Origin of the sequence: Glutamicibacter sp. 2E12 (assembly GCF_050030965.1) — a bacterium.
Lineage (GTDB): Bacteria > Actinomycetota > Actinomycetes > Actinomycetales > Micrococcaceae > Glutamicibacter.
This window is the reverse complement of sequence record NZ_CP188297.1, coordinates 3,547,633-3,573,285: the sequence shown is the minus strand read 5'-3', so window position 1 is coordinate 3,573,285 and position 25,653 is coordinate 3,547,633. Positions and strand designations below refer to the sequence as shown.

General features: G+C 57.8%; 32 protein-coding genes and 1 tRNA gene. 27 read left to right on the top strand and 6 right to left on the bottom strand.

Going from position 1 to position 25,653, the window contains the following annotated elements; translation table 11 throughout:
- Nucleotides 1-74 precede the first annotated feature (74 nt).
- From ACP3TE_RS16845 to ACP3TE_RS16725, 25 genes are all read left to right on the top strand, one after another.
- Nucleotides 75-449 (top strand): hypothetical protein, encoded by a 375-nt coding sequence (locus ACP3TE_RS16845; RefSeq protein ID WP_426734372.1) that lies wholly within the window; start codon nt 75-77, stop codon nt 447-449.
- Complete coding sequence (locus ACP3TE_RS16840) at nt 449-967, top strand: hypothetical protein (protein WP_426734370.1); 519 nt, start codon at nt 449-451, stop codon at nt 965-967. Before ACP3TE_RS16845 ends, ACP3TE_RS16840 begins: the two co-directional genes overlap by 1 nt.
- Nucleotides 968-970: 3 nt before the next feature.
- Nucleotides 971-1,432, top strand: coding sequence for a phage virion morphogenesis protein (locus ACP3TE_RS16835; RefSeq protein ID WP_426734368.1), 462 nt, complete (start codon nt 971-973; stop codon nt 1,430-1,432).
- Complete coding sequence (locus tag ACP3TE_RS16830; protein WP_426734367.1) at nt 1,432-2,073, top strand: hypothetical protein; 642 nt, start codon at nt 1,432-1,434, stop codon at nt 2,071-2,073. Before ACP3TE_RS16835 ends, ACP3TE_RS16830 begins: the two co-directional genes overlap by 1 nt.
- Nucleotides 2,074-2,077: 4 nt before the next feature.
- A complete protein-coding gene (locus ACP3TE_RS16825) occupies nt 2,078-2,308 on the top strand; it encodes a hypothetical protein (protein ID WP_426734365.1) in 231 nt (76 codons plus the stop codon).
- The gene (locus tag ACP3TE_RS16820) at nt 2,301-3,743 is read left to right on the top strand and encodes a hypothetical protein (protein ID WP_426734364.1); all 1,443 of its coding nucleotides are present in this window, start codon (nt 2,301-2,303) and stop codon (nt 3,741-3,743) included. The genes ACP3TE_RS16825 and ACP3TE_RS16820 overlap by 8 nt, the downstream gene beginning before the upstream one ends.
- Before the next feature lie 21 nt (nt 3,744-3,764).
- Nucleotides 3,765-4,172 (top strand): hypothetical protein, encoded by a 408-nt coding sequence (locus tag ACP3TE_RS16815; RefSeq protein WP_426734362.1) that lies wholly within the window; start codon nt 3,765-3,767, stop codon nt 4,170-4,172.
- A 116-nt stretch (nt 4,173-4,288) separates the two neighbouring features.
- Entirely contained in the window at nt 4,289-4,873 is a 585-nt protein-coding gene (locus ACP3TE_RS16810; protein ID WP_426734360.1) for a hypothetical protein, read from the top strand.
- A gap of 191 nt (nt 4,874-5,064) precedes the next feature.
- Nucleotides 5,065-8,571 carry a phage tail tape measure protein gene (locus ACP3TE_RS16805; RefSeq protein ID WP_426734359.1) on the top strand — a complete coding sequence of 1,169 codons (3,507 nt, stop codon included), beginning with the start codon at nt 5,065-5,067 and terminating at the stop codon, nt 8,569-8,571.
- On the top strand, nt 8,571-9,263 hold the full coding sequence (locus ACP3TE_RS16800) for a LysM peptidoglycan-binding domain-containing protein (RefSeq protein WP_426734358.1): 693 nt from the start codon (nt 8,571-8,573) through the stop codon (nt 9,261-9,263). Before ACP3TE_RS16805 ends, ACP3TE_RS16800 begins: the two co-directional genes overlap by 1 nt.
- 12 nt (nt 9,264-9,275) lie before the next feature.
- Nucleotides 9,276-10,697: a CHAP domain-containing protein gene (locus ACP3TE_RS16795; RefSeq protein WP_426734356.1), complete on the top strand. Its 1,422-nt coding sequence runs from the start codon at nt 9,276-9,278 to the stop codon at nt 10,695-10,697.
- Nucleotides 10,694-11,095, top strand: a complete 402-nt coding sequence (locus tag ACP3TE_RS16790) for a hypothetical protein (RefSeq protein WP_426734354.1) — start codon at nt 10,694-10,696, stop codon at nt 11,093-11,095. The genes ACP3TE_RS16795 and ACP3TE_RS16790 overlap by 4 nt, the downstream gene beginning before the upstream one ends.
- Nucleotides 11,095-11,802, top strand: a complete 708-nt coding sequence (locus tag ACP3TE_RS16785) for a hypothetical protein (protein WP_426734353.1) — start codon at nt 11,095-11,097, stop codon at nt 11,800-11,802. The genes ACP3TE_RS16790 and ACP3TE_RS16785 overlap by 1 nt, the downstream gene beginning before the upstream one ends.
- A complete protein-coding gene (locus ACP3TE_RS16780) occupies nt 11,802-12,209 on the top strand; it encodes a hypothetical protein (protein ID WP_426734351.1) in 408 nt (135 codons plus the stop codon). Before ACP3TE_RS16785 ends, ACP3TE_RS16780 begins: the two co-directional genes overlap by 1 nt.
- A complete protein-coding gene (locus ACP3TE_RS16775; protein ID WP_426734349.1) occupies nt 12,206-12,607 on the top strand; it encodes a hypothetical protein in 402 nt (133 codons plus the stop codon). Before ACP3TE_RS16780 ends, ACP3TE_RS16775 begins: the two co-directional genes overlap by 4 nt.
- Nucleotides 12,604-12,987: a hypothetical protein gene (locus tag ACP3TE_RS16770; protein WP_426734347.1), complete on the top strand. Its 384-nt coding sequence runs from the start codon at nt 12,604-12,606 to the stop codon at nt 12,985-12,987. The genes ACP3TE_RS16775 and ACP3TE_RS16770 overlap by 4 nt, the downstream gene beginning before the upstream one ends.
- Before the next feature lie 2 nt (nt 12,988-12,989).
- Nucleotides 12,990-13,397, top strand: coding sequence for a hypothetical protein (locus tag ACP3TE_RS16765; RefSeq protein ID WP_426734346.1), 408 nt, complete (start codon nt 12,990-12,992; stop codon nt 13,395-13,397).
- Entirely contained in the window at nt 13,394-13,789 is a 396-nt protein-coding gene (locus ACP3TE_RS16760) for a hypothetical protein (RefSeq protein ID WP_426734344.1), read from the top strand. Before ACP3TE_RS16765 ends, ACP3TE_RS16760 begins: the two co-directional genes overlap by 4 nt.
- Nucleotides 13,790-14,214: 425 nt before the next feature.
- On the top strand, nt 14,215-15,120 hold the full coding sequence (locus ACP3TE_RS16755; protein ID WP_426734342.1) for a hypothetical protein: 906 nt from the start codon (nt 14,215-14,217) through the stop codon (nt 15,118-15,120).
- Nucleotides 15,117-15,473 carry a hypothetical protein gene (locus ACP3TE_RS16750; protein ID WP_426734340.1) on the top strand — a complete coding sequence of 119 codons (357 nt, stop codon included), beginning with the start codon at nt 15,117-15,119 and terminating at the stop codon, nt 15,471-15,473. Before ACP3TE_RS16755 ends, ACP3TE_RS16750 begins: the two co-directional genes overlap by 4 nt.
- A 158-nt stretch (nt 15,474-15,631) precedes the next feature.
- The gene (locus ACP3TE_RS16745; protein WP_426734338.1) at nt 15,632-15,826 is read left to right on the top strand and encodes a hypothetical protein; all 195 of its coding nucleotides are present in this window, start codon (nt 15,632-15,634) and stop codon (nt 15,824-15,826) included.
- Nucleotides 15,826-16,968 carry a baseplate J/gp47 family protein gene (locus ACP3TE_RS16740; protein WP_426734337.1) on the top strand — a complete coding sequence of 381 codons (1,143 nt, stop codon included), beginning with the start codon at nt 15,826-15,828 and terminating at the stop codon, nt 16,966-16,968. Before ACP3TE_RS16745 ends, ACP3TE_RS16740 begins: the two co-directional genes overlap by 1 nt.
- A complete protein-coding gene (locus ACP3TE_RS16735) occupies nt 16,965-18,071 on the top strand; it encodes a hypothetical protein (protein ID WP_426734335.1) in 1,107 nt (368 codons plus the stop codon). Before ACP3TE_RS16740 ends, ACP3TE_RS16735 begins: the two co-directional genes overlap by 4 nt.
- Nucleotides 18,072-18,145: 74 nt before the next feature.
- Nucleotides 18,146-19,534: a peptidoglycan DD-metalloendopeptidase family protein gene (locus ACP3TE_RS16730; protein ID WP_426734333.1), complete on the top strand. Its 1,389-nt coding sequence runs from the start codon at nt 18,146-18,148 to the stop codon at nt 19,532-19,534.
- Entirely contained in the window at nt 19,534-19,878 is a 345-nt protein-coding gene (locus ACP3TE_RS16725) for a hypothetical protein (RefSeq protein WP_426734332.1), read from the top strand. Before ACP3TE_RS16730 ends, ACP3TE_RS16725 begins: the two co-directional genes overlap by 1 nt.
- Nucleotides 19,879-19,953: 75 nt before the next feature.
- On the opposite strand, the gene ACP3TE_RS16720 is transcribed toward ACP3TE_RS16725, so the two are convergent.
- Together ACP3TE_RS16720 and ACP3TE_RS16715 are read right to left on the bottom strand one after the other, a co-directional pair.
- The gene (locus tag ACP3TE_RS16720; RefSeq protein WP_426734330.1) at nt 19,954-20,988 is read right to left on the bottom strand and encodes an N-acetyltransferase family protein; all 1,035 of its coding nucleotides are present in this window, start codon (nt 20,986-20,988) and stop codon (nt 19,954-19,956) included.
- 11 nt (nt 20,989-20,999) lie between these two features.
- On the bottom strand, nt 21,000-21,218 hold the full coding sequence (locus tag ACP3TE_RS16715; RefSeq protein WP_426734328.1) for a hypothetical protein: 219 nt from the start codon (nt 21,216-21,218) through the stop codon (nt 21,000-21,002).
- Between the two features lie 593 nt (nt 21,219-21,811).
- Between ACP3TE_RS16715 and ACP3TE_RS16710 the strand changes: the two genes are divergently transcribed.
- Nucleotides 21,812-22,135, top strand: coding sequence for a hypothetical protein (locus tag ACP3TE_RS16710; RefSeq protein ID WP_426734327.1), 324 nt, complete (start codon nt 21,812-21,814; stop codon nt 22,133-22,135).
- Nucleotides 22,136-22,145: 10 nt separating this feature from the next.
- Nucleotides 22,146-22,295, top strand: a complete 150-nt coding sequence (locus ACP3TE_RS16705; protein ID WP_426734325.1) for a hypothetical protein — start codon at nt 22,146-22,148, stop codon at nt 22,293-22,295.
- 49 nt (nt 22,296-22,344) lie between these two features.
- On the opposite strand, the gene ACP3TE_RS16700 is transcribed toward ACP3TE_RS16705, so the two are convergent.
- From ACP3TE_RS16700 to ACP3TE_RS16685, 4 genes are all read right to left on the bottom strand, one after another.
- Nucleotides 22,345-23,316 carry a hypothetical protein gene (locus tag ACP3TE_RS16700; protein ID WP_426734323.1) on the bottom strand — a complete coding sequence of 324 codons (972 nt, stop codon included), beginning with the start codon at nt 23,314-23,316 and terminating at the stop codon, nt 22,345-22,347.
- Nucleotides 23,317-23,405: 89 nt separating this feature from the next.
- The gene (locus ACP3TE_RS16695; RefSeq protein ID WP_426734321.1) at nt 23,406-24,500 is read right to left on the bottom strand and encodes a tyrosine-type recombinase/integrase; all 1,095 of its coding nucleotides are present in this window, start codon (nt 24,498-24,500) and stop codon (nt 23,406-23,408) included.
- 161 nt (nt 24,501-24,661) lie between these two features.
- Nucleotides 24,662-24,745: transfer RNA gene (locus ACP3TE_RS16690), tRNA-Leu, on the bottom strand.
- Between the two features lie 228 nt (nt 24,746-24,973).
- Nucleotides 24,974-25,618, bottom strand: coding sequence for an NADPH-dependent F420 reductase (locus tag ACP3TE_RS16685; RefSeq protein WP_332486280.1), 645 nt, complete (start codon nt 25,616-25,618; stop codon nt 24,974-24,976).
- Nucleotides 25,619-25,653 lie beyond the last annotated feature (35 nt).

The following is a 25,653-nucleotide window of genomic DNA, read 5'->3' as shown; positions in this document are numbered from 1 at the left end:
CGAAGCGTAGTACTACGAAGCCTGCGGACACGAAGGCTGAGGCTGATTCGACCGAGGCAAAACCTGCCGATGGTGTGAGCGCGGATTTGCTTCAGTTCGTCAATCCGGATTTGGCTGCCAAAGCGGTCGTTGACGCGGAAGGTAAGAAAGCAGATCTTCCAGTGGTTCCCGAGGGCACCGGAGAAGATGAGGGTAAGGGGACTTCGGATAGCGACCCAAAGGTCGTGCCGGAGGCTGAAACCGATCCTGCATCCGAACCACAGGCGGAAGAACCAGCACCTGCAAGCGAAACCGTTGACGGCGCTGAGTCGAGCGGAGCTGAATACATCGTGCTGGCCACAGCCCTGGGCGGTGCCGACGGCCGGATGCACTCAGCCGGAAGCATCGTCACCTTGGATGAAAAGCAAGCGTCATGGCTGCTCAGCCGTGGCATGGTGAAGCCAGCCTAATGGCAACCATCGGTGAAGGGGTCAGTGTCAGCCGTGTGCTGGGGCTGGCCCCGCACGTCCGTCTCAATACTGAAACACCAGAGCAGGTTCCTGTGCCACCTGCGGGTGTGGATACGTGGGCCAACCGTGCGGAGGATGCCACGGTCACAGAGGCGATGGTCACGCACTACATCGCTGACGTGATCGGCATTGTCGACGGCCGCTTATTGCGCCGTCACTATCTGAAGAATGAGGACTCGCTGTCCAGTGTCCTGGCGACATGCAACGGCATCGTCACGGTCGGCGCGGCCGCAACACTGATCAGCGCCGTGTTCCCCACGAAAGCCGGGATAAACGATCAAGCATCGTACTCCGCGGAGCTTTGGGACCGATTCAATCGTGATTTGGAAGCGCTCGCTTTGATGATCGACAAGCTCCTCAAAGATGAAACCGACCCGAACACCGGCGGTGCTGGTCGAGGCGGATCCATCCGGGGCACATTCCGCGAAGCATCGATAACCGACGATTTGGAGTGGTAACCAATGGGGACAGGGCTGATCTTCGCCGGCGACGGGTTCAAAGCGTTCGGCATGGTGCTCGAACGATTCTCGCAACGCATCGAAGACCCCACACCCGTCTGGGACGGGCTGGCTGACCGGTTCGTGGAACTGCAGAAGAAGAACTTCTCTTCGCAAGGTTCCACCATGTCTGGCGGCTGGTCACCCCTGTCTCCAAAATACGGGGCATGGAAAGCAACCCACTATCCGGGCCGCCCAATCCTCGTTCGCACCGGTGAGCTGAAAGATTCGCTCGCCGGGAAGTTGGGTATCCGGGAGTTCAACCGGAAGTCCATGACGGTCGGTACGCAGGTCGCTTATGCGGCATTCCATCAGAACGGGACACGGCACATGCCTGCCCGCCGTCTCATCGGGGATATTCCTGTTGATGAACAGCGCGAGTGGGCGAAAGTCCTCCAGCGATACCTAATTGAGGGGAACACTTAATGCTCGGCCACGAAGCCATCACCACACTGCTACATCAGGCGGTTGCCACTCGTTTGCGCCCATTCATGGAGTACATGATCCGTGAAGGGGGAATTCCGGCCGGTGAGCTGCGCATCCCGGCAGTCGACAACATTTATCCTTCGGTGGTTGATGCGGTCGCTTTGAACGCATTCCCTGCAGCGATGATCGAGGAACTTGAGACCGGCCCGCGCAGTTCTACCCGGCAGATTTCCTCCGATGGGTTCTTTGACGAATACGAAATTCGGTACCAATTCAGAGTGTGGCTGTACGTGACCGGCGCGAATTACACGGCCACGTCCTTGGCCCAGAAACGAACTGCAACGGCTTTGCGAGGCGCATTGCTGATGCACCGGGGCCTGTATGGGAAGAACGGCGAATCAGCGGTTATTGACCCGGCAACTTTCCGTGAGTCATTCAGCGATATCACCGGCAACGACGGCGGGTCCAAATACATTGCTGGCAGCTACGCCGAATTTGAAGTACTCGTCATCGAGAAACTACCGATCACCCTGGACCCGAATACTTTGCCAGGCAAGCTGAACCTCTGGGTGGGGCTGCTGGACCGGGGAAGCGAAGAAGGCGACCCTCCCACACAGGTAATCGGAGAGGAAGCACCCTGAACCCATGAGTGACACGATTCGAGTCCATAATCCTCAGCCTTGGCCGGTGATTTTCACCAGCGAAGGCCACCAGCTAGACGGCAACGCATCCGCGCAGGGAAACCTGTCCGACCCCGTCACGAAGGGATTAGTTGATTCCGGGCGGATCATCATCCCAACGGTAGGGAAACCGCGCGACCCGATCCTACCCAAGCCAAGCAAGCCAGCCAAGATGAAGGAGGCAACCGATGAGTAAGATCGGTGTCGAAATTTCCACGACCATCCGCTCAGGCCCTGTCAATGACGGCCCGATTTCTGGACGATTCCAGATGGCAGCGATCACCACGACCGGCCCCACGGATCGAGCACTACTGGTCCGCTCCATCGCGGACTACGAAGCCTTGTACGGTGCACGCACCTCGTACAGCGCGACCGGCTACGACACTGCACGCCTGTTCTTCGAAGAGGGCGGCTCTGAGCTGATCGTGTCCCGTGTGGTTGGCCCTGCCGCTATGAAGGACGTCCTGAAGCTTGTCGATGGCGCGGCGGCGGACACGTTGCAGATCAGTGCTGTTAGCCCAGGTTCCTACAACGGTGCCTTGACTGCTGAAGTTACCACTGCTGGCGCAGGCGTGAACATCACAATCCGCCTGGACGGTGAAGTGATGGAAATCCTTACCGGCACCACGCCTGCAGAACTGGTTTCGGCATCGGCGAAATCCCCGCTGGTCAACATCACCGACCTGGGCTCCGTTTCCGAAGCGCCAGTCAACATACCGGCAGTGATCGCTGTGACACCGCTTGCTGGCGGATCGGATGACCGCGCATCGGTCACTGTCGAGCACGTGATCAGCGCCTTGGCGCTAGCCGGCGATCTGGGCGAAGGCGGATCGGTAGCTGCGCCGGGTTATCCCGCGAGTGTGATCGGTGCGCAGCTGATCGGCTATGCGTCCGCGAATAAGCGCGTGGCTATCCTGGCGCCAGCTATCGAGACTACCGCCAACGACCTGATCCTTGAAGCGGACAACTATGTGAGCGGCGCCGGTGACAGCGCAGGGTTGTTCTACCCGCACTTGGTGATCCCTGACGGCTCGGGTAGCCGCACCATCAGCCCTGAGGGATACGTGGCTGCGGTTCGTGCGCGAGCACATGACCAGGTCGGCTACTGGCGTAAGCCGTTCGGTGACATTGCCCAGTTGCAGTGGGCGATCGGCACCAACGTACCGGTGAATACTGCGTTGAATAACCGGCTGAACGATGCGAAGGTCAACGGCATCGTGACTACCGGCACCAAGGTCCGCTTGTACGGTTGGGCATCGCTCGCGACTAACCCGGAGATGTCCGCCATTTCGGACCGTGACGTGCTGAACAACCTCGGCCGCGAGCTGAAGAATCTCCTAGAACCTTACGTCGGCGAACCAATCGACGGCCTTGGCCATCTGATGGGCCGCGTTGAGGGCGAAGTGGAAGGATACGTCGCGAACATCGCCGACGCTGGAGGCCTGTTCGCCCTGGTGCGGGACGGCGACGAAATCGACCCGGGCTACCAGGTAACCGTGAACCAGTCGAACAACCCTCTGTCGTCCCTGGCCGCGAACATCCTGAACGTGACCGTCATGATCCGCCTGTCGCCGACGGCGGACTGGATCCGCGTCGAAATCATCAAGGTCCCGCTGCAGGGCGCCTTCTAACGAGATAAGGAGATTTGACCTGTGACTACATCAACAAAGAACCAGTTCATTGTCACTATCAGCGGCATCAAGGGGAACTGGAACACCAAGACTGGTGGTAACGGCTCCGGCACCCCGGTGAAGTACCGCAACGGTGGGTCGCTGCGCGAAGAGATCATCGGTACCCCGCCGACCTTCGAGGACCTGGTCCTCACGCGTGGCTTCAATCCTGCGTTCTTCGAGGATTACAAGAAGCTGTCGAAGAACATCAACAAGTCGTACCACCTGATCACCATTCAGCCGACTGACACAAACCTGATGAAAAAGGGCAAGCCGATCATCTACAAGATGTGCCTGCTGACCGGTGTCACGTTCCCGGACGTGGATTCCAACGCGACCGGTGACCGTGCAGAAGTCACCCTGACTTTCGCTACTTCCGGTCCGGCGTAAACGGTGCGCCCTGGGACGGTAGTCGCTTAGACCAGTCATCCCACACGGACACCCCCACAAATCACATGGTGGGGGTGTCCATTTTTTATGCACACACAACTCTCATAGGGGAAAGCATGACCAGCAACCAGGTTGACGAAGAGTACGGTTTCGAAGCTGACGAGGAGAACGGCGCCGCGGCTGAGGAGGTGGCTTACCAGGATCAGGAAGAAACCTTCGACCACTCCGATGACCTTCTGGGCAAGTTCCTCGATGCCGCATCCGAAGTTACCGACAACATCGTGTCCTACCCAGTGACAAACCGCCCTGGCGACTGGTCGCTGGAATTCAACGCGCTCGTCACCGAAGCCGAAGTGAAGGCCTACGACAAGTTCGCGCGCGGCAATCGTTCCGCACGCCGTGCAGGTGCAAAGGGCGGCGAGTTCTCCAACGCGAAGATGTCCGCCCGACTGCTCGCTGAAAAGAACACCGCGATCTACAAGGGCACCGGCAAGGACCGCAAGCAAGTCTTCGACCAGGACGGCGAACCACTGCTGCTGAACAGCGACGAATTGCTTGAAGCGACCGGGCACCCTGACGACGTCCAGGCCTCCATTCGCGCGTTCCTCGGTGACGCCGGCACCTCAACGATGGGCGGCGCCGTCCTGCGTGAGGCCGGTTGGGCGGAGGATCTGACTCCGCTGGACCCTACCGACCGCTAGTCGAGTACCTGCGGGAGAGCGCCCAGTTCAAGCACTACGTGCGGATAGCCAAGAATCTGCGCATTGATCCGGCCGTACTCCTGTTAGAGCGCGACTGGCGGGTAAACGCCGCAAGGGAAGCCGCCGCGTACGTCATCTCTGACGATGCGGAAGCGGCACAGAAATAGTAATCGCCGAAAGGGGGCAGAGCATTGTCTGTCAGTAGCAAAGTAACACTCACCGCAGAACTGAAAGACGAAATCTCTGCCCCTTTGGCGAAGGTCGACAAGAACTTCGAGCAGACTTCCAAGCGAATCGAAGACGCAAATAAGCGTCAAGGCGAGTCGGCCGAGTCCGCTGCCGCTGTCATTGAAAAAGCCACGGCCCGGGCCACTGGCGCTCAATCGGATATGGAGAAAGCTGTTGAGCGCGCCACTGGCAAGCGCTCGGATGCCCTGCATAACTTCGAGCAAGCTTCGGCACGGGCCACGATTGCTGAGAAGCGACTGGAAGAAGCCCGCGCCCGCGCCGATGGTGGTTCTGCAACGGTACTGACTGCTGAGAAGAACTTGGAAGCGGCACGGTACCGGCAAGAGAAAGCCCTGCACGCGGTGGCCACGGCGACCGGCGATCTTGAAGAGGCGCAAGCTGGCCTGCTCACTCAGAACGAGGAACTCGCCAAGGGGCCCACGGTTAACTCTAAGCAGCGCAACGAGGGCCTAGACAACATGGCACCCGCTGTGACGGCTGTTGGCGGTGCCATGAGCTTAGGTTTCGGCAAGATGCTGAACACCTACGCCGACTTCGACAAGGCCATGTCTCAGGTGAAGGCATTCACCCAGGAATCCGACGCCAACATGGCGTTGCTGCGTGAAGCAGCTATCAGCGCAGGCGCGGACACCGCGTACTCCGCTGAGGAAGCTGCCGGGGCGATCAACGAGCTCGGCAAGGCTGGCGTGTCCACGCAGGACATTCTCAACGGTGGCCTGAACGGTGCCATGTCGCTGGCCGCTGCTGGCGAGCTAGAGGTGAGTAAGGCCGCGGAGATCGCTTCCACCGCAATGACGCAGTTCAAGCTGTCCGGGGACCAGATCCCGCACCTAGCTGACTTGTTGGCCGCCGGCGCCGGTAAGGCCATGGGCTCAGTAGAAGACCTCGGCATGGCTCTGGGGCAAGCCGGACTTGTTGCCTCGGCCACCGGTCTGAACATCGAGGAGACCACAGGTACTCTGGCGGCTTTCGCGTCCAACGGCCTGCTCGGCTCTGACGCGGGCACCTCATTCAAGACCATGCTGCAACGGCTCACCCCGCAGTCGAAGGAAGCCAAGAAGGAAATGGAAGCCCTCGGTATTAGCGCTTACGACGCTAATGGCGAGTTCATCGGCATGTCCGAATTTGCGGGCATCCTCCAAAACAGCATGAAAGACCTCACCGCTGAGCAACGCATGGCGTCCATGGGCATCATGTTCGGCTCCGACGCGATCCGTGCAGCCAACGTCCTCTACGAGCAGGGCGCAGAAGGCATCAGCAACTGGACGAAGGAAGTCAACGACTCAGGGTACGCCGCTAAGACCGCTGCAGACTTGCAGAACAACTTGGCCGGCGACCTCGAAAAGCTCGGCGGTTCCTTCGATACGGTCTTCCTGCAGTCCGGTTCAGGGGCGAATGACGCGCTGCGTGGCCTAGTCCAAACCGCGGAAGACTTCGTAGATATGGTCGGCACCATCCCGGGCCCAGTGCTCTCCTTCATCGGTGTGCTAACCGGCGTGACCGGCGGTGCACTGCTCTTGGGTGGTGGCTTGGTCCTGCTCATGCCAAAGATCATGGACACCATTGGCGGGTTCCGAGACCTGCAGGCCAGCGGTAGCCGAGTACCAGGCGTCATGGGAAAGATTGGGAAGGGCGTTGGATTGGCTACGGCTGCGTTCATCCTCCTACAGGCTGCGGTATCTGCGAACAATTCCCAAGCACCGGATGCACGTGGTGTCGAGGACTTCGTAGATGTGTATTTGAAAGCACGTGACAAGGTTGCCAACGTCGGTGACTCGTTCAAGAACATGGATTTTGGCGATAAAAGCAATCTCACCGGCCAGATTGATAACGTCGGCGACGCGCTATCCAAGCTGGATCCCAAGTTCGGCAACATTCGCGGTCACCTGGCCTCGTTCGGCGCCACGCACTTGGGTGCTGAAAACGGTTTGCCAGCATTGAAACGCGAACTTGAAGGTATCTCCGATGTCATGGCTACGGCTGTGAGCGACGGGGACTTTGAGGGTGCGTCCTCCGTATTCCGGCAGATGGTTGATTCTGCCGAAGCCGGCGGCAAGAGCATTTCGGATCTGACGCCATATATGGGCGCTTACCTCGACTCGCTGCGCAATGTCGCTCACGGCGTGGGGGAGACAGTCACTGAGCAGGAACTTTTGAACTGGGCTATGTCCGGTGTCGAGCCTGTGGCTGTTACTGCAGCGCGAGCAACACAAGATGCCGCCGATAGTACCGGTGCACTTGGTGAAGCCGCCGGGCCAACTGCTGAGCAGATCGCGGCCATGGAAGAAGAGCTAGCCGAAGTGGGTCTCACCCTTGACGGCGTGATCGTCGGGATGGAGCAATTCCTTGACTTGCTGTTCACAACCGGTCTAGCGACGATGTCGTCTCGTGATGCTCAGGCCAGCTACCAGGAAGCGTTGCGTGGAATCGATGAGACCGTAGACGAGCTGATCGAGAAGAACGGCAGCCTGTCCGGGGTGCTGAACCAGAACAAGAATGATTTCGATCTGACCACGGTCGCTGGCGCCGCCGCGAATAGTGCCTTCCAAGACTTGGCGCGCGGCGGCATGGACCAGGTGAAAGCCATGGCCAACGAGGGGCTTGGGCAGGACGCACTGCAAGCCAAGCTCAGTGGGACTTACACGGACTTGGTCAACGCAGCTGACGCATTCGGTATTACGGGCAAGGCTGGTGAAGATCTTGCGCGGAAGATTCTCGGCATCCCTGATGGCGTGTCGATTGATTCGTGGATGTCCGAGACGGCGAAGCGCACCGCAGAGGACACCCGCGGTGCGATGGACAAGATCGATGGAAAAACCGTCAATACCTACGTCAACAACCATGTGAACACGCACAATACGCAGACTGTCTCGATCCAGCGTCAGATCACCGAGTCCATCACGCAGATCGATAACGGGCCGATCACTTCCCAGTTCGGTGGGCCACGACAGAACGCTGGCGGTGGGGTCTACCTTGCCGGCGGCGGCGTCATGCCCGGTTACGCGCCGGGTGTCGATGACATTCCTGCCGTGTTGTCTCGCGGTGAGGCGGTCTTGGTGCCTGAGCTCGTGCGTGCCATGGGCCCGTCGAACATCATGGCGCTCAACCATCTCTATTCTGGCGGCCGGCCTGCCGGTGGGGGACCTGCACGGGCGTCCATGGCTGATTTGGTGGCACGGTTTGCCGGCGGCGGCATCCCTGACACGGTACCTGGCGCGTGGGTCGACGAGTTCAAGCCGAACACGGCTCCTGCTTCTGCACCACCTTCGTTGGCGCCGTCCCCTTCTAAAGGCAGCTCTGGAGGGAACATAACCCTCAACGAGGGCGCAGTTCAGGTGACCGTACCTGCTGGTACCGGAATGGACCCGGACGAGCTGGGCCGCATCGTACAAGAAGCCGTCCTTGCTGCGATGGAAGCCAAGCAGGAGCAGATGGAGCAAGCGTACTGATGTCAGTGAAAATCCGGATTCTCTACAACCCGACGGTGCGTCCAGCCAAGCAGATGATGGTCATCGGGTCCAAGGGTCAGAAGATCTCGTTGTGGACCACGCCTGAGCAGTTCAGTTTCGAGCACGTTCCGTCGTTCGGTGAAGTGACTCGTGAAGGGAAGCAGCCATTCACGCGGATGACGGCGCCAGGGCTGAGGGAAGTTTCGTTTTCGCACCCCGTGGCCAACCTGAATTTTCAGCGGAACATCAACGCCCCGATCTGGAAGCTGCAGAAGCTGATTCGAACCGGGCAGAAGGTGCGTTTCATCAACGGTCCGAACTTGTTCGCGTCAACGGTGTGGTTCAACGTTACGGGCTTCCGCATTGAGATCAAGCAGCTGTCGGGTCATAACCAGATCAGCTACGCGGTGCTTCATTGGAAGATCAAGCAAGCTGTGGATTCGCCTGCGTTGATCAAGAAGAAGTCGGCCAAGAAGCCTAAGCCGAAGCCGCGGAAAACTACGAAGAAGAAGGCCAAGAAGCAGGTTCAGAGGACCTACAAGATCAAGAAGGGCGACAGCCTGTTCAAGATCGCCGCGAAGCAGCTGGGCCGGGGATCCCGTTGGCCGGAGATTTGGAAGCTGAATAAGAAGGCCATCCCGAACCCGAACCGCATATCGGTTGGTAAAACCATCAAGCTACCGAAGAAGTAAGGAGAATCCTGCATGTCATCGACCATGGATGGGTCAAAGCTGAATAAGCTGACCATCAGCGGTGCAGCGTTCTCCAACGTCTCTGAAACGTGCGTGAGCGCCAGCCTGGACGTATCCACATCGTCGGTGTCCCAGATGAAGTTCGTTTTCAATGACACGCCAAGCATGCAGTTATTCCGATCAGGTTCATTGAAGCGGGGAACCACGATCCGGTATGGCACCTGGTCTGTGACTATCGATGATGTAGGTACCAAGGCGGACCCAGCAGGGCCGCAGGTGACAGTTACAGCCCTGTCGTCGTTCGTCACGAAGCTCCGGAAGCAAACGGGTGCAAAGAACTGGGGCAATCAGGACGTTTCTGCGTGGGTTCGCTCCCAGGCCAAGGCGGTCGGCATGACGTCGTATTGGATTCAGCCGGGGCTGGGGAAGCGCAAGATTATGCGGGAGAAGCCGGAAGGTTCCCGGCGTGAGTCGACGTGGGACGTGATGACGGTCCTCGCACGGGAACTCGGTGTCTGGCTTTTCGAGTATGGTGGGCGGCTGGTGTTCGCGCGGCCTACATGGATGATGGGCCAGTCCGGTCGTTCAACATGGCAGCTCACCTGGAACTCGTGGAGCGATTACTCGGCTTCCATGAGCGGGTTGCCTAAATATAATGGCGGTTCGGAGGGCCGCAAGGATGAGCGTCTAGAGGTGGGGTTGGTCGCGGCGAATGGTGACACCGTGCGCCCGGGTGACGAGATAGCTCTGGGCGGCAACGTGGGCGAGATGGGCGGCCGGTGGATTGTCGTGTCTTGCTCTTACCCGATGACGGTTTCAGAGACGGTCAAGGTCGTTTGTGAGCGTCCGGTGAACCCTGAGAAGCAGGCGAAGGCCGGCGCGAAGAAGACAGCTTCGACCAAGCGCAAGGAAGCGAAGGGCACGACGAAGAAAAAGACGACGACGAAATCCAAGTCCTCATCGTCTTCTTCATCGTCGACCAAGCAGAAAACCAGCCAATCCCTGGAAGGGAGCCTTTGGTTCCGCCGGTGGGTAGTGAATAAGCACGGCGGCAAATGGGGCGTCGAGGGGTACGGCGTGCAATGCGTCGGCTTGACGAAGCAATACGCCAGGGACCTCTTCGGAGTGTGGCCTCGCGGAAACGGAAACCAGTGGTACGGGGGCAGCGTGCAGCGCCGGTACTTCACCCCGATTAGTAAGCATTCAACTGCTCGCGCGGGTGATATTGCGTGCTGGGGTGCACCATACGGAAAGATCGGCGGACGGTATTACGGCCACGTCGCTGTCGTGATCCGGGATAACGGTTCCACTGTTTATTGCTTGTCCCAGTCGGGTACTCGTGGATTGGGTGCCCACTACGCGACGTTCAACAAGGTTGGCCTGCAGGGTTATTTGCGGCCTAAGGGGCAGACTGCGAGGAACCAGCTGAAATGACGTGGATTTGGATGCTGGTTGCCCGGGTGACCGCGACGTGCGAGCTGACTGTTGATTCTCGTACTGATGTTCTTCTGGAACGGGCCGTGGAGGATGAGGGGACGGCTGAGCTGGCTGAGATTATTTCTTCGGCTGCTGCCGGGTTAGCCGAGTATGCTCCGGACACTGATCGGTTGCTTTTGGCGGTGACTGCCCGGGACGGTGTGAAGGTTCCGGTGAATGGTTTGCTCGATGCCGGCCTCCTGGTGGTGGACGGTGACGGCGGGCTTGGTTTCACCGTTGGCCGGGGGATACTCGCGATGATGTTGACTGGGGATCTGGTCACGGTGCGGCGCCCCGATCCGTCTGACTATGCTGCGGCGTATCAGCTTCCTGGTTTCAAGTATTGGAGGGCGTGATGGGTTCGCAGTCCGCTGGCCAGGTTTGGCGTGGCACGGTCACTCGGGTTCTTGAAGATGGTTTGGTGTGGGTGGTTGTTCCGCAGCTGATGGGCTCGGAGCCGTTAGGCCCCATGCCCTCGCACGGGTTGACTGCTGTCGATTCTCCGGTCCTGGTGGTGTTGCTGGGTGGTTCGCGGCAGGACATGGTCGCGGTCCCGGATCCGGACGCGCGTTTTGCCGAGGTTGAGGCGACGTTGGCGAAGATTCGTACGCCGGCGAAATCTTGGTGGCCTTCGGGGCATCCCGGCGTCGAGGCCATATCGAATGAGTGGGATCCCGATCGCGGGTGGGTTTCGTGGATTGATCTGGCCAAGCTGGGAAGCACTGGTGATTTGGCGTTCGTTTATCCTTTCGCAGCGGGTGTGGCGGCTGTTTCTCGTCCTTCTGGTTGGCAGATGACAGTATTGCTGTCCGGTGTTTCTGGGGTTACGGGTCTGCAGCCGCGGGTAGATTACATGAACGGGGCAACCCGGGACGGTTCCAATGCGATGCTGTCGTTGGCTGTTTGGCCGGATTGGGCTTACCAAGTGGAGCATGACTTCATTCTCCCGGCTGGCCGTGCGGCGCGTCCCACTTTCGTTGCGCTCGGGGTGACAGCATCAGCGGTGGGCCGGATCGGTTTGACCGCCCCTGCGATCGCGGCCAAGTCAGAACGGAGCCAGTAATGATTGATTTACCGATTCTGGACGCTCAGCCGTATCCGTCTAAGTACCCTTGGTATGACGTTTCGCAGTACTTGCGCAAGGGACTTTCGCCTTTCGCACCGGGGTCGGTCGCTGCTTCGGTAGACGGCAACTTTGTTCACTACAGTTTCATGGTGCTTGTAAATCGGGTTGACCCGGATCTGTCGGTTCACTATCTGATGAACGCGATTCATCCGTCGTTGCGGGTGGCCGCAAATGGTTCAACGACTGGATGGTTTAGCAAACCGGACGGCACCGATCAATCGCACCGTATTGAATTCGGGCGTGTGGGGTGGGTAGCCGCTATCCGCTTCCCAAGCATGGGAATCAAAATGGCTGACTTCCATTTAGTTTCGCTGACGATGACCGGGCCTAGGAGCAAGCCATGACTCTTATTCCGAATCAGCCTTACCCGGACTTGCCTGCATGGGAAGATCTCGAATCCATTCTCAGGAATGGGTGGGGTGTTCCTGGTGCTGCACAGTCGTTCCAGGGGTACGCGGAGAAGAACTCGGTGACGGTGTTCGGGCGTGTGCAGATTGGCGCTAGCCACGTTATCGGCGACCTGCCTCAACACTTTCGTGCGATTCGGCACCTGTCGGTTCAGGCTCTGATCTTGGGCGGTCCGTCTTGCCTGGTCGAGTTGCAGGGCGGCACTGCATCCGGCGGGTGGCAGCTGGTCATGTCGGCCTATAGCTTGGGGCTGACCAACGCTCAGATGATGGCACCATATGGCGGAAAGTATCTCTCCATTGCCGGCAGCTACCCGCGAAAGGCAGTGGCATGACCGAGCTTCCGCGTCTCGCGCAGCCGTACCCGGATAGCAAGCCGTGGGTTGATCTCATGGCTTTCGTTGAACCGTCTTGGCTGTTGGGCATGAACACTTCCTCGTTTCATTTCAATGGGCTGATCGAGGGCAACACGGCGCACCTGCATTTGCGCACGCGCCGGGGAACGAACTCGATTGTTGCGCTGAATCTTCCGGAGATGTTCGTACCTGAGGGGAACAAGATGCTTCTGGCGTTTTCGCCGTGGCATGACTTCAGTATTGGAATGCATCTGCGCACGGATGGAACGCTACGGCTTTATACGCCGGGGCGAACGCTATCCGACGGCTCACTGGAGGACCTGTCTTTCCATTACTCCTACATGCGAAAGGCGGCGTGATTGTGGCTGATATTGCGCCGGTCGCGACGATTCAACCGTATCCGTCCAAGTCTCCATGGTTCGATATTTCGCAGTATCTAACCGCTGGATTATCTCCACGCTATGACCAGTCTTGCCTTGCTTGTCCTGACGGGAACTTCATTCATTTCGTGCTGATGTTTTCTATCGACAAGAATGACCCCGGGCTGGAAGATATGTGGGTTCTTCGTAATCTGCCGAACGTCTTCCGTGTGGCAGTGAACTCGGTAGCGAATGGTTGGTTTACTAGCCCGTCTGGCGTTTCAACGGCCTATCAAGTTGAGTTCTCATACGGTGTAGCTGGGGCAATTCGTTTCCCTGGCCTTGGCGTGAAGCTAGCCGATTTTAGTGGGGCTTCACTGTCTCTGACTGCGCCGAGGAGGAAGCCGTGAGCCCTTCCACCATCCCTCAGCCGTATCCTGACCGTGAGCCATGGCTGGATCTGCACGCGTACGCAATCAATAACTGGTACATGCTCGGCGCTAATTCGTCCTTCAATTTCCTGGCAAAGGTCACGGCCAACGAAGTCACGATACAGCTGCATACTCGCGGTGGCACGGCACGGCAAATCACCTCGCCGTTGCCTGCCGAGCTGTTACCCGAGGTTGGCGGCTCAGCGGTGCGCTACTGGACGCTCCCAGCATTCCAGAAGGACGTTGGCGCGGTAGTGCTAGAACTCCACTCGGACGGAACATTGCACTTGCCATATTGGGGCAACGGAATCGCAGACGGCACGAACAAGAACGTTGTCTGCCAAGCAACCTACGTTCGGAGGGCAGCATGACCGAGCTAGCAACGCTGAACACGGCGTACCCGGAAACTAACCCGTGGTTCGACCTGCGCGAGTACCTGGTCAATGGGTGGCGTTCAGCCGGTTCGCAAACATGCGGAGTCTCGGCGTTGCCAAACCTATTGTTCTGGTCCATGCGACTAGTCGGAGACGACGCAACGAGCAACCAATTCTTGGCCAACATCCCTCTAGCATTGCTGCCACCTCAAAATCTACCGTTGCCCATCTACATGCCGGTCGGTGCATCTTACTGCTATGTGAACCGCACGAGTCGGCTCATAAGCTATTCGTCAAGCACCATGGCCGGACTGCCTTCTTGGGATCGCAAAGGTGAACTAATCGTCACCGGGATGACACCCAGAGGGACCCCCGTCTAACTCCTCCCACACGCGGCCGCCGGTTTCTTGCACCCTAGGCGCATGGCTGTTGAAGAGACCACGCCCCACGGGCTGAAAAAGTACACGGCGGGTACTGACCCTATCCCGGGGCGTACCGGCCACAACCAAATGATCGACAAGATCAACCAAATCCCCGGACTCGGTATCGGGCCGCTATCATCGCGTCCAGCACCGTCCGCCGGGCTACGATTCTGGGTCGAAGAATCCACCCGGCGACTTTCCGTAAACATCGGCACCGAATGGGCCGAACTTGGTAGCGTCGGCGCCGTAACACCGTCCAACGTAGTAGCCGCGGGCACAGCATCAGAAGGCACTAGCCAGCGTGCAGCACGCGCCGACCACACCCACAACCTTCCCGTCGCCACAAAAACAGCTGCAGGCGCAATGTCCTCCACAGACAAAACATTTCTCGACGAAGCAACAGCCGGGACAACAACAAGTGACTCCGCGAACAGGCTCGTCAAACGAGACAGCGTCGGCTCCGTCTACTTCGAAAGCGTCAGACTCCAAGGTATCTATAGGCAAAACGGGCACGCAGTACGCTACGAAACGATGATGGAGGAAATTGCTACAGTAAGCCCCGGCGCCTGGACTGACCTCATCCTTGGAACCGGCTGGACAACCGCAATAAGCGGCACTGGCCGGGCACAAGCACGCATCAACAACGGCATGATCGAGCTCAAAGGCTACATCAGCATCTTCGAAGCCCCAACAAACATGGGGACCGTTTTCACGTTGCCGTCCGGCATGAGCATCGGGCAATACACAAAAACTCTCGCCGTGACCGCCAGTACCTTCGCGGAGGCTCCTCCGGGTGGCGCCGGCTCCGTAGCCCTTGGCGCGGACAGCGCTGGAACGAAGATCAGGAACCTGCAAACCGTAAACAAAATTGTTCATCTTGACGGTATACGGTTCGCGAAAAGATGAGTGACCTATTACTGGGTACCATCATCGGTGGCCTTATCGCCCTCGTAGGGGTGATCTACGGGCACTGGGTGAAGCGCAAAGGCGACAAAGGTCAGCACAAAGTCCAGCTAGTTACCGAGCAAAACGATAGTGAAATTGAGAAGAAGAAGTTGGACTTTGAAGTACTAAAAACCACTGTCGAAACGCTCCGCACCGACCTAGCATCTCTCCGTACCCGCGTCAGTGACCTCGAAGCACGACTCGAAGTGATCACCCGCAAATACTGGCGACTCGTCCACGTCGTCCGAGCATGGGTCAGCCGATACCACATCGACCCCAAAGAAATCCCTGATGATATTCGTGAGGACCTATGAGCGGCACAATCCGATTCCCATTCCGACTCACACCTTCCGGACAGGTGGCCACTGCAGCGTATGGATCTGACCAAGAAATCAATGATGCTATCGCCGCCATAGTCCTCACTGATATTGGGGAACGGCCACTATCGCCCGGGTTCGGTGTCACTGACCCTGTGGGCCTCGCAATCGGTGACGTAGCCATAGACGCTGATATCCAGTCAGCACTTACCACCTATGGGTTCGAAGACATCATGATTACCGATACGACCGTGCTGCCGGAACCTGGCGGGCGCGCGGCAGTCCAAGTCGAATGGGAACGCGAAGAACCAGACACTGACCCGCTGGAAGAGGAAGGGGACGACGAATAATGAGCATTGAATTCCCAGAAGATACGAGCATCCCCGAACTTGAGAACCTTTCCCTGCTCGAATACGGGGGAGAGCAGGACCTGGTGAACACGGCTGTTGCTCACGCGCAGGTCGCTTTGCCGGAGTGGCTGCCTCGCGAATCGAACACCGAGCTCGTGTTGCTCGAATCATTGGCGTTGATCTTGGGTGTGGAAGCGCTTGCGTTGCAGGTCCTGCCGTCGCAAATCGTCGAACAGCTCATGGGCCTATACGGTGTCACCCGGCACAACGGCTACTTGGCCGAAGGGCAAGTACGGTTCCAAGTATCCTCGTCGGCACCGTTGCAATCCATTCCCGCAGGTACTCGCCTCCGGTACACGTTGGAGGACACGGATGAGACCGTGGATTTCCTCACCATCGAACAGGTGGAGATCGTCACCCAGGAATCCTTATTCGGTACTGCGAGGATCGAAGCGGAAGAGTCCGGAATTGAAAGCAACGGCATTCCCGAAGGCGCAGTGTTGGAAGTGGTTGACCCGCTTGCGTTCGTTGATGAAGTGACCGTGTCGATGGCCACTAGTGGGGGTGAAGGCGAGGAAGAGGACGAAGACTTCCAGGCCCGTGCTGCAGCTGTCTTGTCGCGACTGAATTCGACACTCGTCATTCCGGACAACTTTACTGACTCGGTCCTATCCGATCCGCGTGTGGAGCGAGCAATCACCTTGGATTTGTTCGACCCAGCAGGCTCACCGAAGTCGCCAGTTGCGGGGCACGTCACGGTAGCTGTGGTGGGCGACCTTGGTGATCCGTTGTCCGCGGAGGTGATGGAATCCATCCGGGAGGATCTTGAAGCTCAAGCGTTGGCGTCGCTGAGCATCCACGTGATCCCTCCAACGATCACCACGGTGAACATCACGTGCACGGTCCGGCGGGCGCCAGGGTATCTTGCGGCCGCTGCGACCGCTGAAATACAGGCGGGCCTTGCAGATTGGCTGAATCCAACGAGGTGGGACTGGTCGCCCACTGTGGATGCCAACGCGATCATCGGCAAACTCTACGAATTCCCAGCGGTGAGGGCGGTCATCTCCACTAATCCGACTATCAATTTGCCTGGCGATGCGCCCCTTCCGCGACTTGGAACTGTGACGGTGAACTTCCAATGAGCTACCCAGATAACATTCACTCGTGGACCATCGACTGGTTTGAGACTCTTCCGCAGGCGTACCAGAACCTGGATGCCGCCCAGAAAAACCCACTACTGAAGGTTTGGGACGGACTCAACGCGTCACCTTTTGACATGACCGAAGCCGGCGGCTGGACAAAAAACTACGATGGTCCAGCAATAACAACCGTTTTCCAGCAATTCGAAAGCCCTCCAGGGCTGAAAGTCCACTACCAGATTTGGTTGGAGGCGGGCGCGGTTCCCGGCGGTGAAGTCGGCATCGGCGTGCAAGAGATTACTGAGCATGGCTACGGCGGGTATATCCCGCTAAACGGTGAAGATGCAGCTACGGTAGATGGCCCGATACTTGTCGAAGGCTGGTTCTACCCGCCCCGAACCGGGCAATTCATTGTTGTTAATCAGACGGTTCTGAAGGGTCACTTTGCAGGCGATCCGGTGCCCGACAGCAAGCCCATCATCAAGGCAATCAACGTCTCGCGCCGTCAAATTACCTACGAGGAACTCCCTGGCGCCAACTTGACCGGAACGTTCCACCCGCTGCTGCGGTTCATGGACGGCATCGGGCAGATCGGCGGTCAGTACCGTCAACTCTCCGACGACCTCTGGGACGGGCATTACACGAACCCCGAGATCTGCCCAGACGATTCCCTGGCATGGCTAGCGCAAATGGCCGGCATCAACCGAAACGTGTACCGAATCCTGCCGCCAGCCGACCTGCGTGAACTCATCAAAAACACGCAGGAGAATGGTCTTGCCGGACTCGGGTCTCGCAAAGCCATTGCCGGAATCGTGCGCCCCTGGCTTTCCGGCGACAAAACCGTGCTCGTCAGCCCACACCCCGCCAAACCACATACCATCCTAATCCGTGTGAACTTCACCGAGGTTCCCAACAATGACCTCTCCGCGCTGGCAGCGAACATCAGGCGAACCCGAGTGATTCCCGCCGGGCACGTCATCGAGATCGTTGAGCTCGTCGCTACATGGGACCAATGGGAAGCGGCCGCCGGCAGCACATGGGGCGAACTTGAAGCTAAGGCCAAACGATGGGGCGAACAAGACACCTTGGGCGTCACGCACAGCTGACCCTTCCCACAAACTAACCCCGATATGGCGCACCCTCCTAGTGGAATCCAACCACGAAGGAGGGTGCTTCCGTTTTGAAGAGCCAATTGGTCGAACATGACGACAGGATTTACGACGGCATCAACTCGTGCTTGAGCGTGACCGTCCACGAAACAGCCAATACGGATCCGGGCGCTGACGCTGAAGCCCACGCCAACCTGCAGAGCAACGGTGGTGCACGGCAAGCGTCCTGGCACGTGCAAGTAGACGACACTGAGGCGATCCGCTCATACCCGGACACTGCCCAGTGCTGGCACGGCGGAACCCGCGAACCCAACGAGACCTCGCTGGCCGTTGAGATCTGCGTGAACGAGGACGGCGACTATGACGCAGCGTTCAAACGTGCTGCCGGCGTTGTCCGTGACTGGCGGATCAAGCACAAACTCTCACGCTCGGACGTGAAACAGCACTTCGAATGGACCGGTAAGAACTGCCCGTCCGAGATGCGTCTCGCAGGTCGGTGGGAAGAATTCCTCGACCTCACCGAACCGAGCAGCAAGCCAACAGCGAAGAAGAAGGAGAAGAGTACCGTGACCAAGTTTTCCAGCCCCCTGCCGGTGGGCGTTTACCGAACTGACGGATTCGACGGCATAGGCCGCGGACGGCAGCACATGGGCACCGACTGGGCAGGCCCGAACGTAGGCGACAAGACCGAAGTGTACGCCGTCGCTGACGGTGTCGTCGAAGAGACCGGCGGCCCAGGCCGCGGGGCGGTCCTTGCTGGGCACTCCGGGATGATCATCGTCCTGGACCACGGCATCCTCAAGGACAAGAACGGCGCCGACCGGATCCGCACAAACTACGGGCACCTGTCGAAGATCTATGTGAAGGAAGGCCAGCGGGTCAAGGCCGGCCAGCTGATCGGGCGCACTGGCGATACCGGCAACGTGACTGGTGTGCACCTGCACTTCGGTGTCCGTGAGAACGGCACCGGGTACGGCAACTACTTCGACCCGGAGGGATGGCTCAAGGGCAAAGGCGTCATCGTGGGCAAGACCAAGCCGCTCACCAGCGACTCGGTAACCCCCGTTGCATCCACTCCCAAGCCGAAGCCGGCCAAGAGCGGAAATTCGAAAGCGGACAACGAGGCGATCCAGCTCGCGCTCACCACGATGGGCCTAGACGTGGGATACGCAGACGGCGTGGACGGACCGAAGCAGGAAGCCGGCGTCAAGGCTTTCCAGAAGCACCACGGACTTGACCAGGACGGATACTGGGGCCCGCTCACCCAGGACGTCTACGAGTACAACAAGCGCCTGCAGCGTGCTTTGAACAGCATGAAGCACAGCGCCGGCATCACCGATGTCAAGGCGGACGGCTGGATTGGCAAAGCCACCAACCGTCTCAAGGCGGACGTGCTCAAGCGCAACCGCTGGACCGAGAAGAACCTCATTAGCAACCTCAAGAAAGTTGGTGCATGGTAATGTCCCAAGCATTCGCGGCCCTGTGGGCCTCCATCGTCCGGACCGTCGTGCCAATCATCGTCGGCGCAGTACTCGGATTCTTCGCCAGCACCAGCATCCCGCTGGACCCGGAGTTCGAGGGTCTGCTCAACACCGTGCTGACCCTGCTGCTGACCACGGCCTATTACGTGGCCGTGCGCCTCTTCGAGACGTACGTCAGCCCGAAGATCGGCTGGCTGCTCGGCTGGGCCAAGTCCCCGGATTCGTATTCCGCTGGTAACGCGTCTGACCTGCAGGTGTCCAAGTCGGGTATTTACCACGTCGTTACCGAACAAGACCCCGACCCGAACGGCCAGCAGGAATAACCCATGTCACCATCATTTTCGTGACGCCAGGAAAATGATCAACCGTCCCACCTTGCATAGGGTGGGATGGTTTTTCTATTCTTCGAGTCCAAGCACCCTACTTGCTGTCGGAGCCCAATTTTCGCTTGTCGACCAGACTTTCCAATAGCCTTGCTCATTATCGAAGAGGAGGGTAATGACTAGGAAGTTATAAAGCGGTGCATCGCTGAATGCCTTCATGTTTTTGCCTGTATCGGGGATCATTTTGGCATAGGCCACTACGCCAGGATGGGTTTCACTGTCAATAATGTTGCTCATCAGCGCCCAACCCTTCAAGAGTTGGGGCAGCTCGCTAATCTCGCCCCACACGTCTGGGTCGAAGGCCAGATACTGGAAATTTGAAAGAGCAATTTCTCGTTCAGCTTCTTCGTCATTTTCTAGATTAAGAATCGCAGATTGCCACAGCAGAGCTGTGCCGAGAGGGGTTTCAGGTGTTGGCCCGCCATCAGGGAAAATGTGCGCGATGAGGTCGGCTTCGTCAGCTTCAACGAGGGGCAATGGAAGCTCACTCTTTGGCAGCGGGCGTTCTGGATCCAGCTGGCCTGAAATGCCCCATACAGTGCAGTCACGCAGGCGAGGCGCAGGGTGAAGCTTCACCCAACCGTTTCTTTTGATCAGGCCATGGCTTTCGGCATTGCTGTCATGGACGGTTGCCGTGATTTCTATCCGTGTGCAGCCGAGGTTCCGCGCCCGATTGCCGAGGTCTTCGAAGAACCTTTCAAGCGTGTGTTGTCCCAAACGTCGTCCTTGGTGTTTAGAGCCAACGCCTATGAGGTTCAGTGCTGCGAGTAGTGTCTGGTTTTCCCACGATAAGTCTGTGGCATGGTAAATCGCGGCTAGATCGCCATCGCCTTTTGTGCGCCCCAGAAGGATGGTGTCTGAGTCGGAGGCTGGCGGACGGAGGTTCCGGATACATCCTTGGACGAAGGAGGCCCAGACCTTGATGCCAGCCGCGTCGATACTCCCAGTCCTTTTTTGCTCCTTCTTTGCTTTTTGCAGTGTGAAAGGAGCACAGGTGAATTTTTGCAGATCAGCGTGATGCTTGAATTCTGCGTCATACCAAGTCAGCATTCAGGCAGCGGTTAGAACTTGAACTTAGGTTCGAGCCTGGCCAGCTTTTCACGGGTTTCGGAAGACAAGGTGTTGGCGTGGGTGATTTTCAGGAAGTCATTGAAATTCTCTGGAACACCGTCGACATTGTTGTCCTGCTCTGCTTCAGTTGAGCGACGTCGATTCTTCGAGACGATTGCAGGGCGGGACAGCGAAGTCGTGAATCCGAATTCGTTTCTACGATTTTTCATGCCATTCCTTCCGCTTGCCACGTGTAGTTGGAAACTTCAGCATACCAACCGAACCTTGGAATTTGACCAGCATGGGCTATACGCCACAATCATTCCGTGCCGACCGGCGAGTTCTTATCCCCGATTCGAGAACTTGACTCGTTGCGCGCCAGGGTACGCCTACCATCAATTGAGGATAGGGCGTTTCTGGCTTAAATAGGCAACCCGCCAGCACTTGGGGGATGCTGACGGGTTCGACTAGTATAAATCCATTCTTGGGGGAAAGTGATTTATCGCCTGACTAGTCGTTAGAAGGTAGAAATCGTACCAGTGCAGACTCTATCTACAGCACCAGCCGAAATGCAACCCCTTTTCGAGGATTGAATCCGGATTGAATAAATGATCCATATTCATGGATTATCACGAAAAGCCTATGCATAAACGGGTATAACGTTCTAGCATGTGTTTAGGTTTCACGCTGGACTTAAGTTTTTTGGGGAAACGAAAGTCCTTGGGGCTATGGATGGGGATCCATGGCCCAGCGCAAAACTCGCAACCAGCCCTGCCGAAATGCACCTCGGCGGGGCTGGCCATTTTTAAGAGACAATCGTTTGGTGGACTACTACGAAGATTCTTACGCGCCGGGGCTGTTTAGGTACGCGACCAACCGTTACCCTTACGTCGAGGTCTCCTTGGACGGCGAAACGTTCCACGCTCGCGCTGAAGCATGGCGAGGTAACCAAGTCATGATCGCCCGGATCACCAATCAGCTCGGCCGAGTAGACAACGGGACCAGAACAACACTCTGGGTGCCCGCCTCAGCTTCTACTCGCATCCGCCGTGAAGACTCCACATGGGTCACCACGGAAGACGACCACGACTGGCACGAAGACCAGGACCAAACGATCGATTACCGGCCACGCACAGCGCGCGACTAGAATTCGCCTTATGGAAGTGACCATCACCTACGAGCAGGACGGCGCCATCGGGGAAGTCTCCGTCCAAGGGCCCGACTACTACGCGGCCCGCGACGAAGCCACCAACCTAATCCCCGACGGTGCGGTGAAACTGAGCATCCGCGTCAACCGCGACGCATAGCAAGACGCCCCGAGCCGATTAGGCTCGGGGCGTTCTAGGTTGGCTTAGATTACTGCTTAGTCCAAGTTCCGCACTCTTCCTCTGCGACAAAAGTTTCCCCGGACCGGACCGTCACAAGCGCGCCGGCTGATGCATGCGTGATGAAGTCATTGGCGATAGTGTTGCCGCTGGGTGAAGTGCGTTCCCAATAGCAATCGGAAACCTTCTTTGAGCTCCGGTAAGTTCCGGCAGGAATCTCATCGCCGACTACATAGGTGCCGTTATCGAATTTCTCGCCACGGGCCCATTGGCCCATTTCTTTCGCGAAGGGAGCGTCAGGGCAGAGTTCCAGTGCTGCCTTAGCCATGGTCCGGCCCATGTTGCTTGACCACGAGGCAAGAGCATCCTCGCTGTGGGGAATGCTGCAGTACTCAACTGCGGTCCCGAAAGCGATTTCAGGTTCTTCACGGCCTTCCCAGTGGGTCTGAGCAATCTTTTCTACAGATTTTTCGAGCTTATTTGGAGACCATTCGGACCCGATAAATTCTGGTTCGCAGGTGGTGAATTCCTCATAGTTTTTGCTCTTCCACACTTGCTTGTATGTCAGGAAAGAATCCTTTATGCCATCCGAGGAGTAAGTGCCGTCGTGGCACGTGATGATCCAGGCAAGTTCGTCGTTTAGGAGCTCTTCCGACGCTTCCGCTTCGAGCGTGGAAAATTTTTCTGTCGACGAGTTTTCCTGGGAAGTGATCTCGAACTTGTTGGTTATTTTTTCGCTGAGCTCGAATTCTTCTAGTTCAGTCGGCACGGTCAGACTTACGCTAGACATGAATCCCGCGTCGCGAAGTTTGTTTTGACCTTCTGCGACCGTTTCGCCCAGCACATCGGGCGCAACGGTCGTTGGGGAGGGAGTAGGGCTCGCGCTTGTAGATTCCAACGCCTGGGCTTGTTCTGTTGCTTCCGTTGGCGCCGTAGCTGGAGCCGAGCATCCCGCGAGAGGCAGCGCGACGACCACTGCGAATGCGAAGATAGACTTTTTCAATTTTCCTCCGGGAGTGTGTGCGAGTGATGACCCGCTGGTGAGGCGGATATTCACAGTCTACGTTCAGGTTCGGACGTTTCGCCCATGGGTTACAGGGCATCTGCTGCGCGCTGGTCGGCATCGGTCGCCAAATGCCCGTACACGTCTACAGTTGTCGCTATGGAGGAGTGCCCGAGGCGTTTCTGAATGACTGGAAGCGGTACGCCGGCATCGATGAGCCAGGAAGCGTGCGTGTGGCGAAGGTCGTGGATCCGCGGCCTGGCGAAGATCGCGCCAGTGTCGAGCAGGTGGGTTAGTGCAGGTTCCCAGTGGTACGTGTAGAAGTAACCAGGGCGGAGGTACTCGCCATTCGGCTTGGTGAAGACTAGTTCCTCGTATTTCAAAGATCGCAGCAGTGGTTTGATTTTTGCGCTGAGCGTGGTGCTCAGAGTTACTTGGCGTTGGGAAGTGCGAGTTTTAGGGGATCCGATCTGGAAGCCGTGGGCCGTATCCTTCCAGGCGCGGGTGACGCTGATAGCTAAGTGATCCGCGTCTGCTTGGATGAAATCGCGACGGCGAAGTGCGGTCGCTTCGTTGTATCGTAGCCCGGCGCCGGCGAGAAGTTCGACGAACGGTCCGTACTCTCCGATTTGGATGATGATCTGGTCGACTTCTTCACGACTGAGAAATACAGCTTCACGTGGACGCATGCTTCCTCGCGGTGATGAGACTCCGACAGCTGGGTTCTCTTTCATGTGGCCTTCCTCGATGGCCCATTTGAATGCGCTGGATAGTACCGCGTGAACGTTTTTCTTGGTTTTGGGGGATCGGTTGATGGCTTCGAACCATTTGATTACCGCGGCCTTGTCGACGAATTCAATCTTTTTGGCGCCAATTGAGTTGTGAATGTGGTTTTTCCACATGCGTTCGTAGTCGCGTTTGGTCGCTGATTCGATGCCTGTCAGGTCGCCTAAGTATCCCTCGATGACCGTGTTTACGGTGGGGGATTGGGATTGAGATTCGAGGACGGCTTGATTTGCCAGTTTGAACGACTGGCCGTTGGCGTTGAGTAGCCGTTTGATCAGTTCTGCTTCATCTTCGGAATCCGTGGTGAAGCTGCTCTGTTTTTTGGTTTGCGCGTCGCGCCAGATGATTTTGTGGGCAATGGTGCCGTCGGCGCGCTTGAGTAGGCGGATGGAGGCCATGGGAGTTTCCTTATCTAGTTATCCCTGCGTGGTGAATGCAGAGTCGTGATCCGGGCTGGTGAGGCCGTCGTGGTGTCAACGCTTGTCAACGGATTGGCGGTTGCTGTCAACAGGGATAGTAAAAACCCCCGATCGACCGTGGTCAATCGGGGGTTACCCTGTGCGCGAAAGGGGACTTGAACCCCTACCCTCTTGCGAGGACTAGCACCTCAAGCTAGCGCGTCTACCTATTCCGCCACCCGCGCAGGTTGTCTGTTGTTCGCGTTGTTATCGCTGGCAACGAAGTAAAACTTTACCACCCCCAGCAGGGGATTTCCAATCGGGAAACTCCTCGCAACTGGAGGGTGAAAACCCCGGAATTCCGCGGGAAAACCGGGATTGAGTAGAGGTTTAAGGTAAAAATTCAGAAAATCAGTGTCGAGCGTCACAGGAATGTCATGCGATCTGCCTAGTGAAATCCGGGTTTAGCGGCTCTACTGCGCAGGTGGGCCGAGCCTGGCGGACAGCGTTGCCGCATCGATTACTTCGTTGAAGATCGCGCCACCAGGTTCCAAGCCGCGGCCCGCGGCCAAGTTGGGCAGGAGGACCGGAGAGAAGCCCAAGGCGAGGGTAAGTTCCGAAACCGTCTGGGCATCCTGCTTGTTATCCGATGCGACGCCCAGGGCGCGTTGCGCGGATTGCTTGGTTGCCCGATCCGCGTCCATGTCCCAGTGGCTGATGTGATTGAGCGCTTTGACCACGCGAGAGCTCTTGAAGTGGGTTGCAATGCCTTCGGAGCTGGACATGCCGGCCTCAAGTGATGTTTCCAGCCAGTCGGGAAGCGGCTCGTCTTCCCAGCGATTGGTTGCATCCACCAGCAAGATGCCCGCCAGGGATGGGACATCAATGTCGTCGAGTTCCTCTTGCGGCACCATGAGCACCACCAAATCGACATCCTCGGCGATGTCTTCGGCCAGTACGGCGGTGGCATGCGATGCGTACTGCGCCAGGTGGTACTTCATCATCCGTGGAGGCCTGGAACCTGCGATGCGTACGTCGATTCTGGCCGATGCTGCTGCGCGGGCGAGGGCTGTGCCGGCTCGTCCCGCTCCAAGGATTCCAATCCGCTTGATGCTCATAGCCTCCAGCCTAAACGCGAAAGCCATGGTGGCAT

What these genes read in the sequence shown, in the direction of transcription:
- ACP3TE_RS16840 (WP_426734370.1), top strand. Translation starts at nt 449, where the DNA reads ATGGCAACCATCGGTGAAGGGGTCAGTGTCAGCCGTGTGCTGGGGCTG.
- ACP3TE_RS16835 (WP_426734368.1), top strand. Translation starts at nt 971, where the DNA reads ATGGGGACAGGGCTGATCTTCGCCGGCGACGGGTTCAAAGCGTTCGGC.
- ACP3TE_RS16830 (WP_426734367.1), top strand. Translation starts at nt 1,432, where the DNA reads ATGCTCGGCCACGAAGCCATCACCACACTGCTACATCAGGCGGTTGCC.
- ACP3TE_RS16825 (WP_426734365.1), top strand. Translation starts at nt 2,078, where the DNA reads ATGAGTGACACGATTCGAGTCCATAATCCTCAGCCTTGGCCGGTGATT.
- ACP3TE_RS16820 (WP_426734364.1), top strand. Translation starts at nt 2,301, where the DNA reads ATGAGTAAGATCGGTGTCGAAATTTCCACGACCATCCGCTCAGGCCCT.
- ACP3TE_RS16810 (WP_426734360.1), top strand. Translation starts at nt 4,289, where the DNA reads ATGACCAGCAACCAGGTTGACGAAGAGTACGGTTTCGAAGCTGACGAG.
- ACP3TE_RS16800 (WP_426734358.1), top strand. Translation starts at nt 8,571, where the DNA reads ATGTCAGTGAAAATCCGGATTCTCTACAACCCGACGGTGCGTCCAGCC.
- ACP3TE_RS16795 (WP_426734356.1), top strand. Translation starts at nt 9,276, where the DNA reads ATGTCATCGACCATGGATGGGTCAAAGCTGAATAAGCTGACCATCAGC.
- ACP3TE_RS16790 (WP_426734354.1), top strand. Translation starts at nt 10,694, where the DNA reads ATGACGTGGATTTGGATGCTGGTTGCCCGGGTGACCGCGACGTGCGAG.
- ACP3TE_RS16785 (WP_426734353.1), top strand. Translation starts at nt 11,095, where the DNA reads ATGGGTTCGCAGTCCGCTGGCCAGGTTTGGCGTGGCACGGTCACTCGG.
- ACP3TE_RS16780 (WP_426734351.1), top strand. Translation starts at nt 11,802, where the DNA reads ATGATTGATTTACCGATTCTGGACGCTCAGCCGTATCCGTCTAAGTAC.
- ACP3TE_RS16775 (WP_426734349.1), top strand. Translation starts at nt 12,206, where the DNA reads ATGACTCTTATTCCGAATCAGCCTTACCCGGACTTGCCTGCATGGGAA.
- ACP3TE_RS16770 (WP_426734347.1), top strand. Translation starts at nt 12,604, where the DNA reads ATGACCGAGCTTCCGCGTCTCGCGCAGCCGTACCCGGATAGCAAGCCG.
- ACP3TE_RS16755 (WP_426734342.1), top strand. Translation starts at nt 14,215, where the DNA reads ATGGCTGTTGAAGAGACCACGCCCCACGGGCTGAAAAAGTACACGGCG.
- ACP3TE_RS16750 (WP_426734340.1), top strand. Translation starts at nt 15,117, where the DNA reads ATGAGTGACCTATTACTGGGTACCATCATCGGTGGCCTTATCGCCCTC.
- ACP3TE_RS16740 (WP_426734337.1), top strand. Translation starts at nt 15,826, where the DNA reads ATGAGCATTGAATTCCCAGAAGATACGAGCATCCCCGAACTTGAGAAC.
- ACP3TE_RS16735 (WP_426734335.1), top strand. Translation starts at nt 16,965, where the DNA reads ATGAGCTACCCAGATAACATTCACTCGTGGACCATCGACTGGTTTGAG.
- ACP3TE_RS16725 (WP_426734332.1), top strand. Translation starts at nt 19,534, where the DNA reads ATGTCCCAAGCATTCGCGGCCCTGTGGGCCTCCATCGTCCGGACCGTC.
- ACP3TE_RS16720 (WP_426734330.1), bottom strand. Translation starts at nt 20,988, where the DNA reads ATGCTGACTTGGTATGACGCAGAATTCAAGCATCACGCTGATCTGCAA.
- ACP3TE_RS16715 (WP_426734328.1), bottom strand. Translation starts at nt 21,218, where the DNA reads ATGAAAAATCGTAGAAACGAATTCGGATTCACGACTTCGCTGTCCCGC.
- ACP3TE_RS16705 (WP_426734325.1), top strand. Translation starts at nt 22,146, where the DNA reads ATGGAAGTGACCATCACCTACGAGCAGGACGGCGCCATCGGGGAAGTC.
- ACP3TE_RS16695 (WP_426734321.1), bottom strand. Translation starts at nt 24,500, where the DNA reads ATGGCCTCCATCCGCCTACTCAAGCGCGCCGACGGCACCATTGCCCAC.
- ACP3TE_RS16685 (WP_332486280.1), bottom strand. Translation starts at nt 25,618, where the DNA reads ATGAGCATCAAGCGGATTGGAATCCTTGGAGCGGGACGAGCCGGCACA.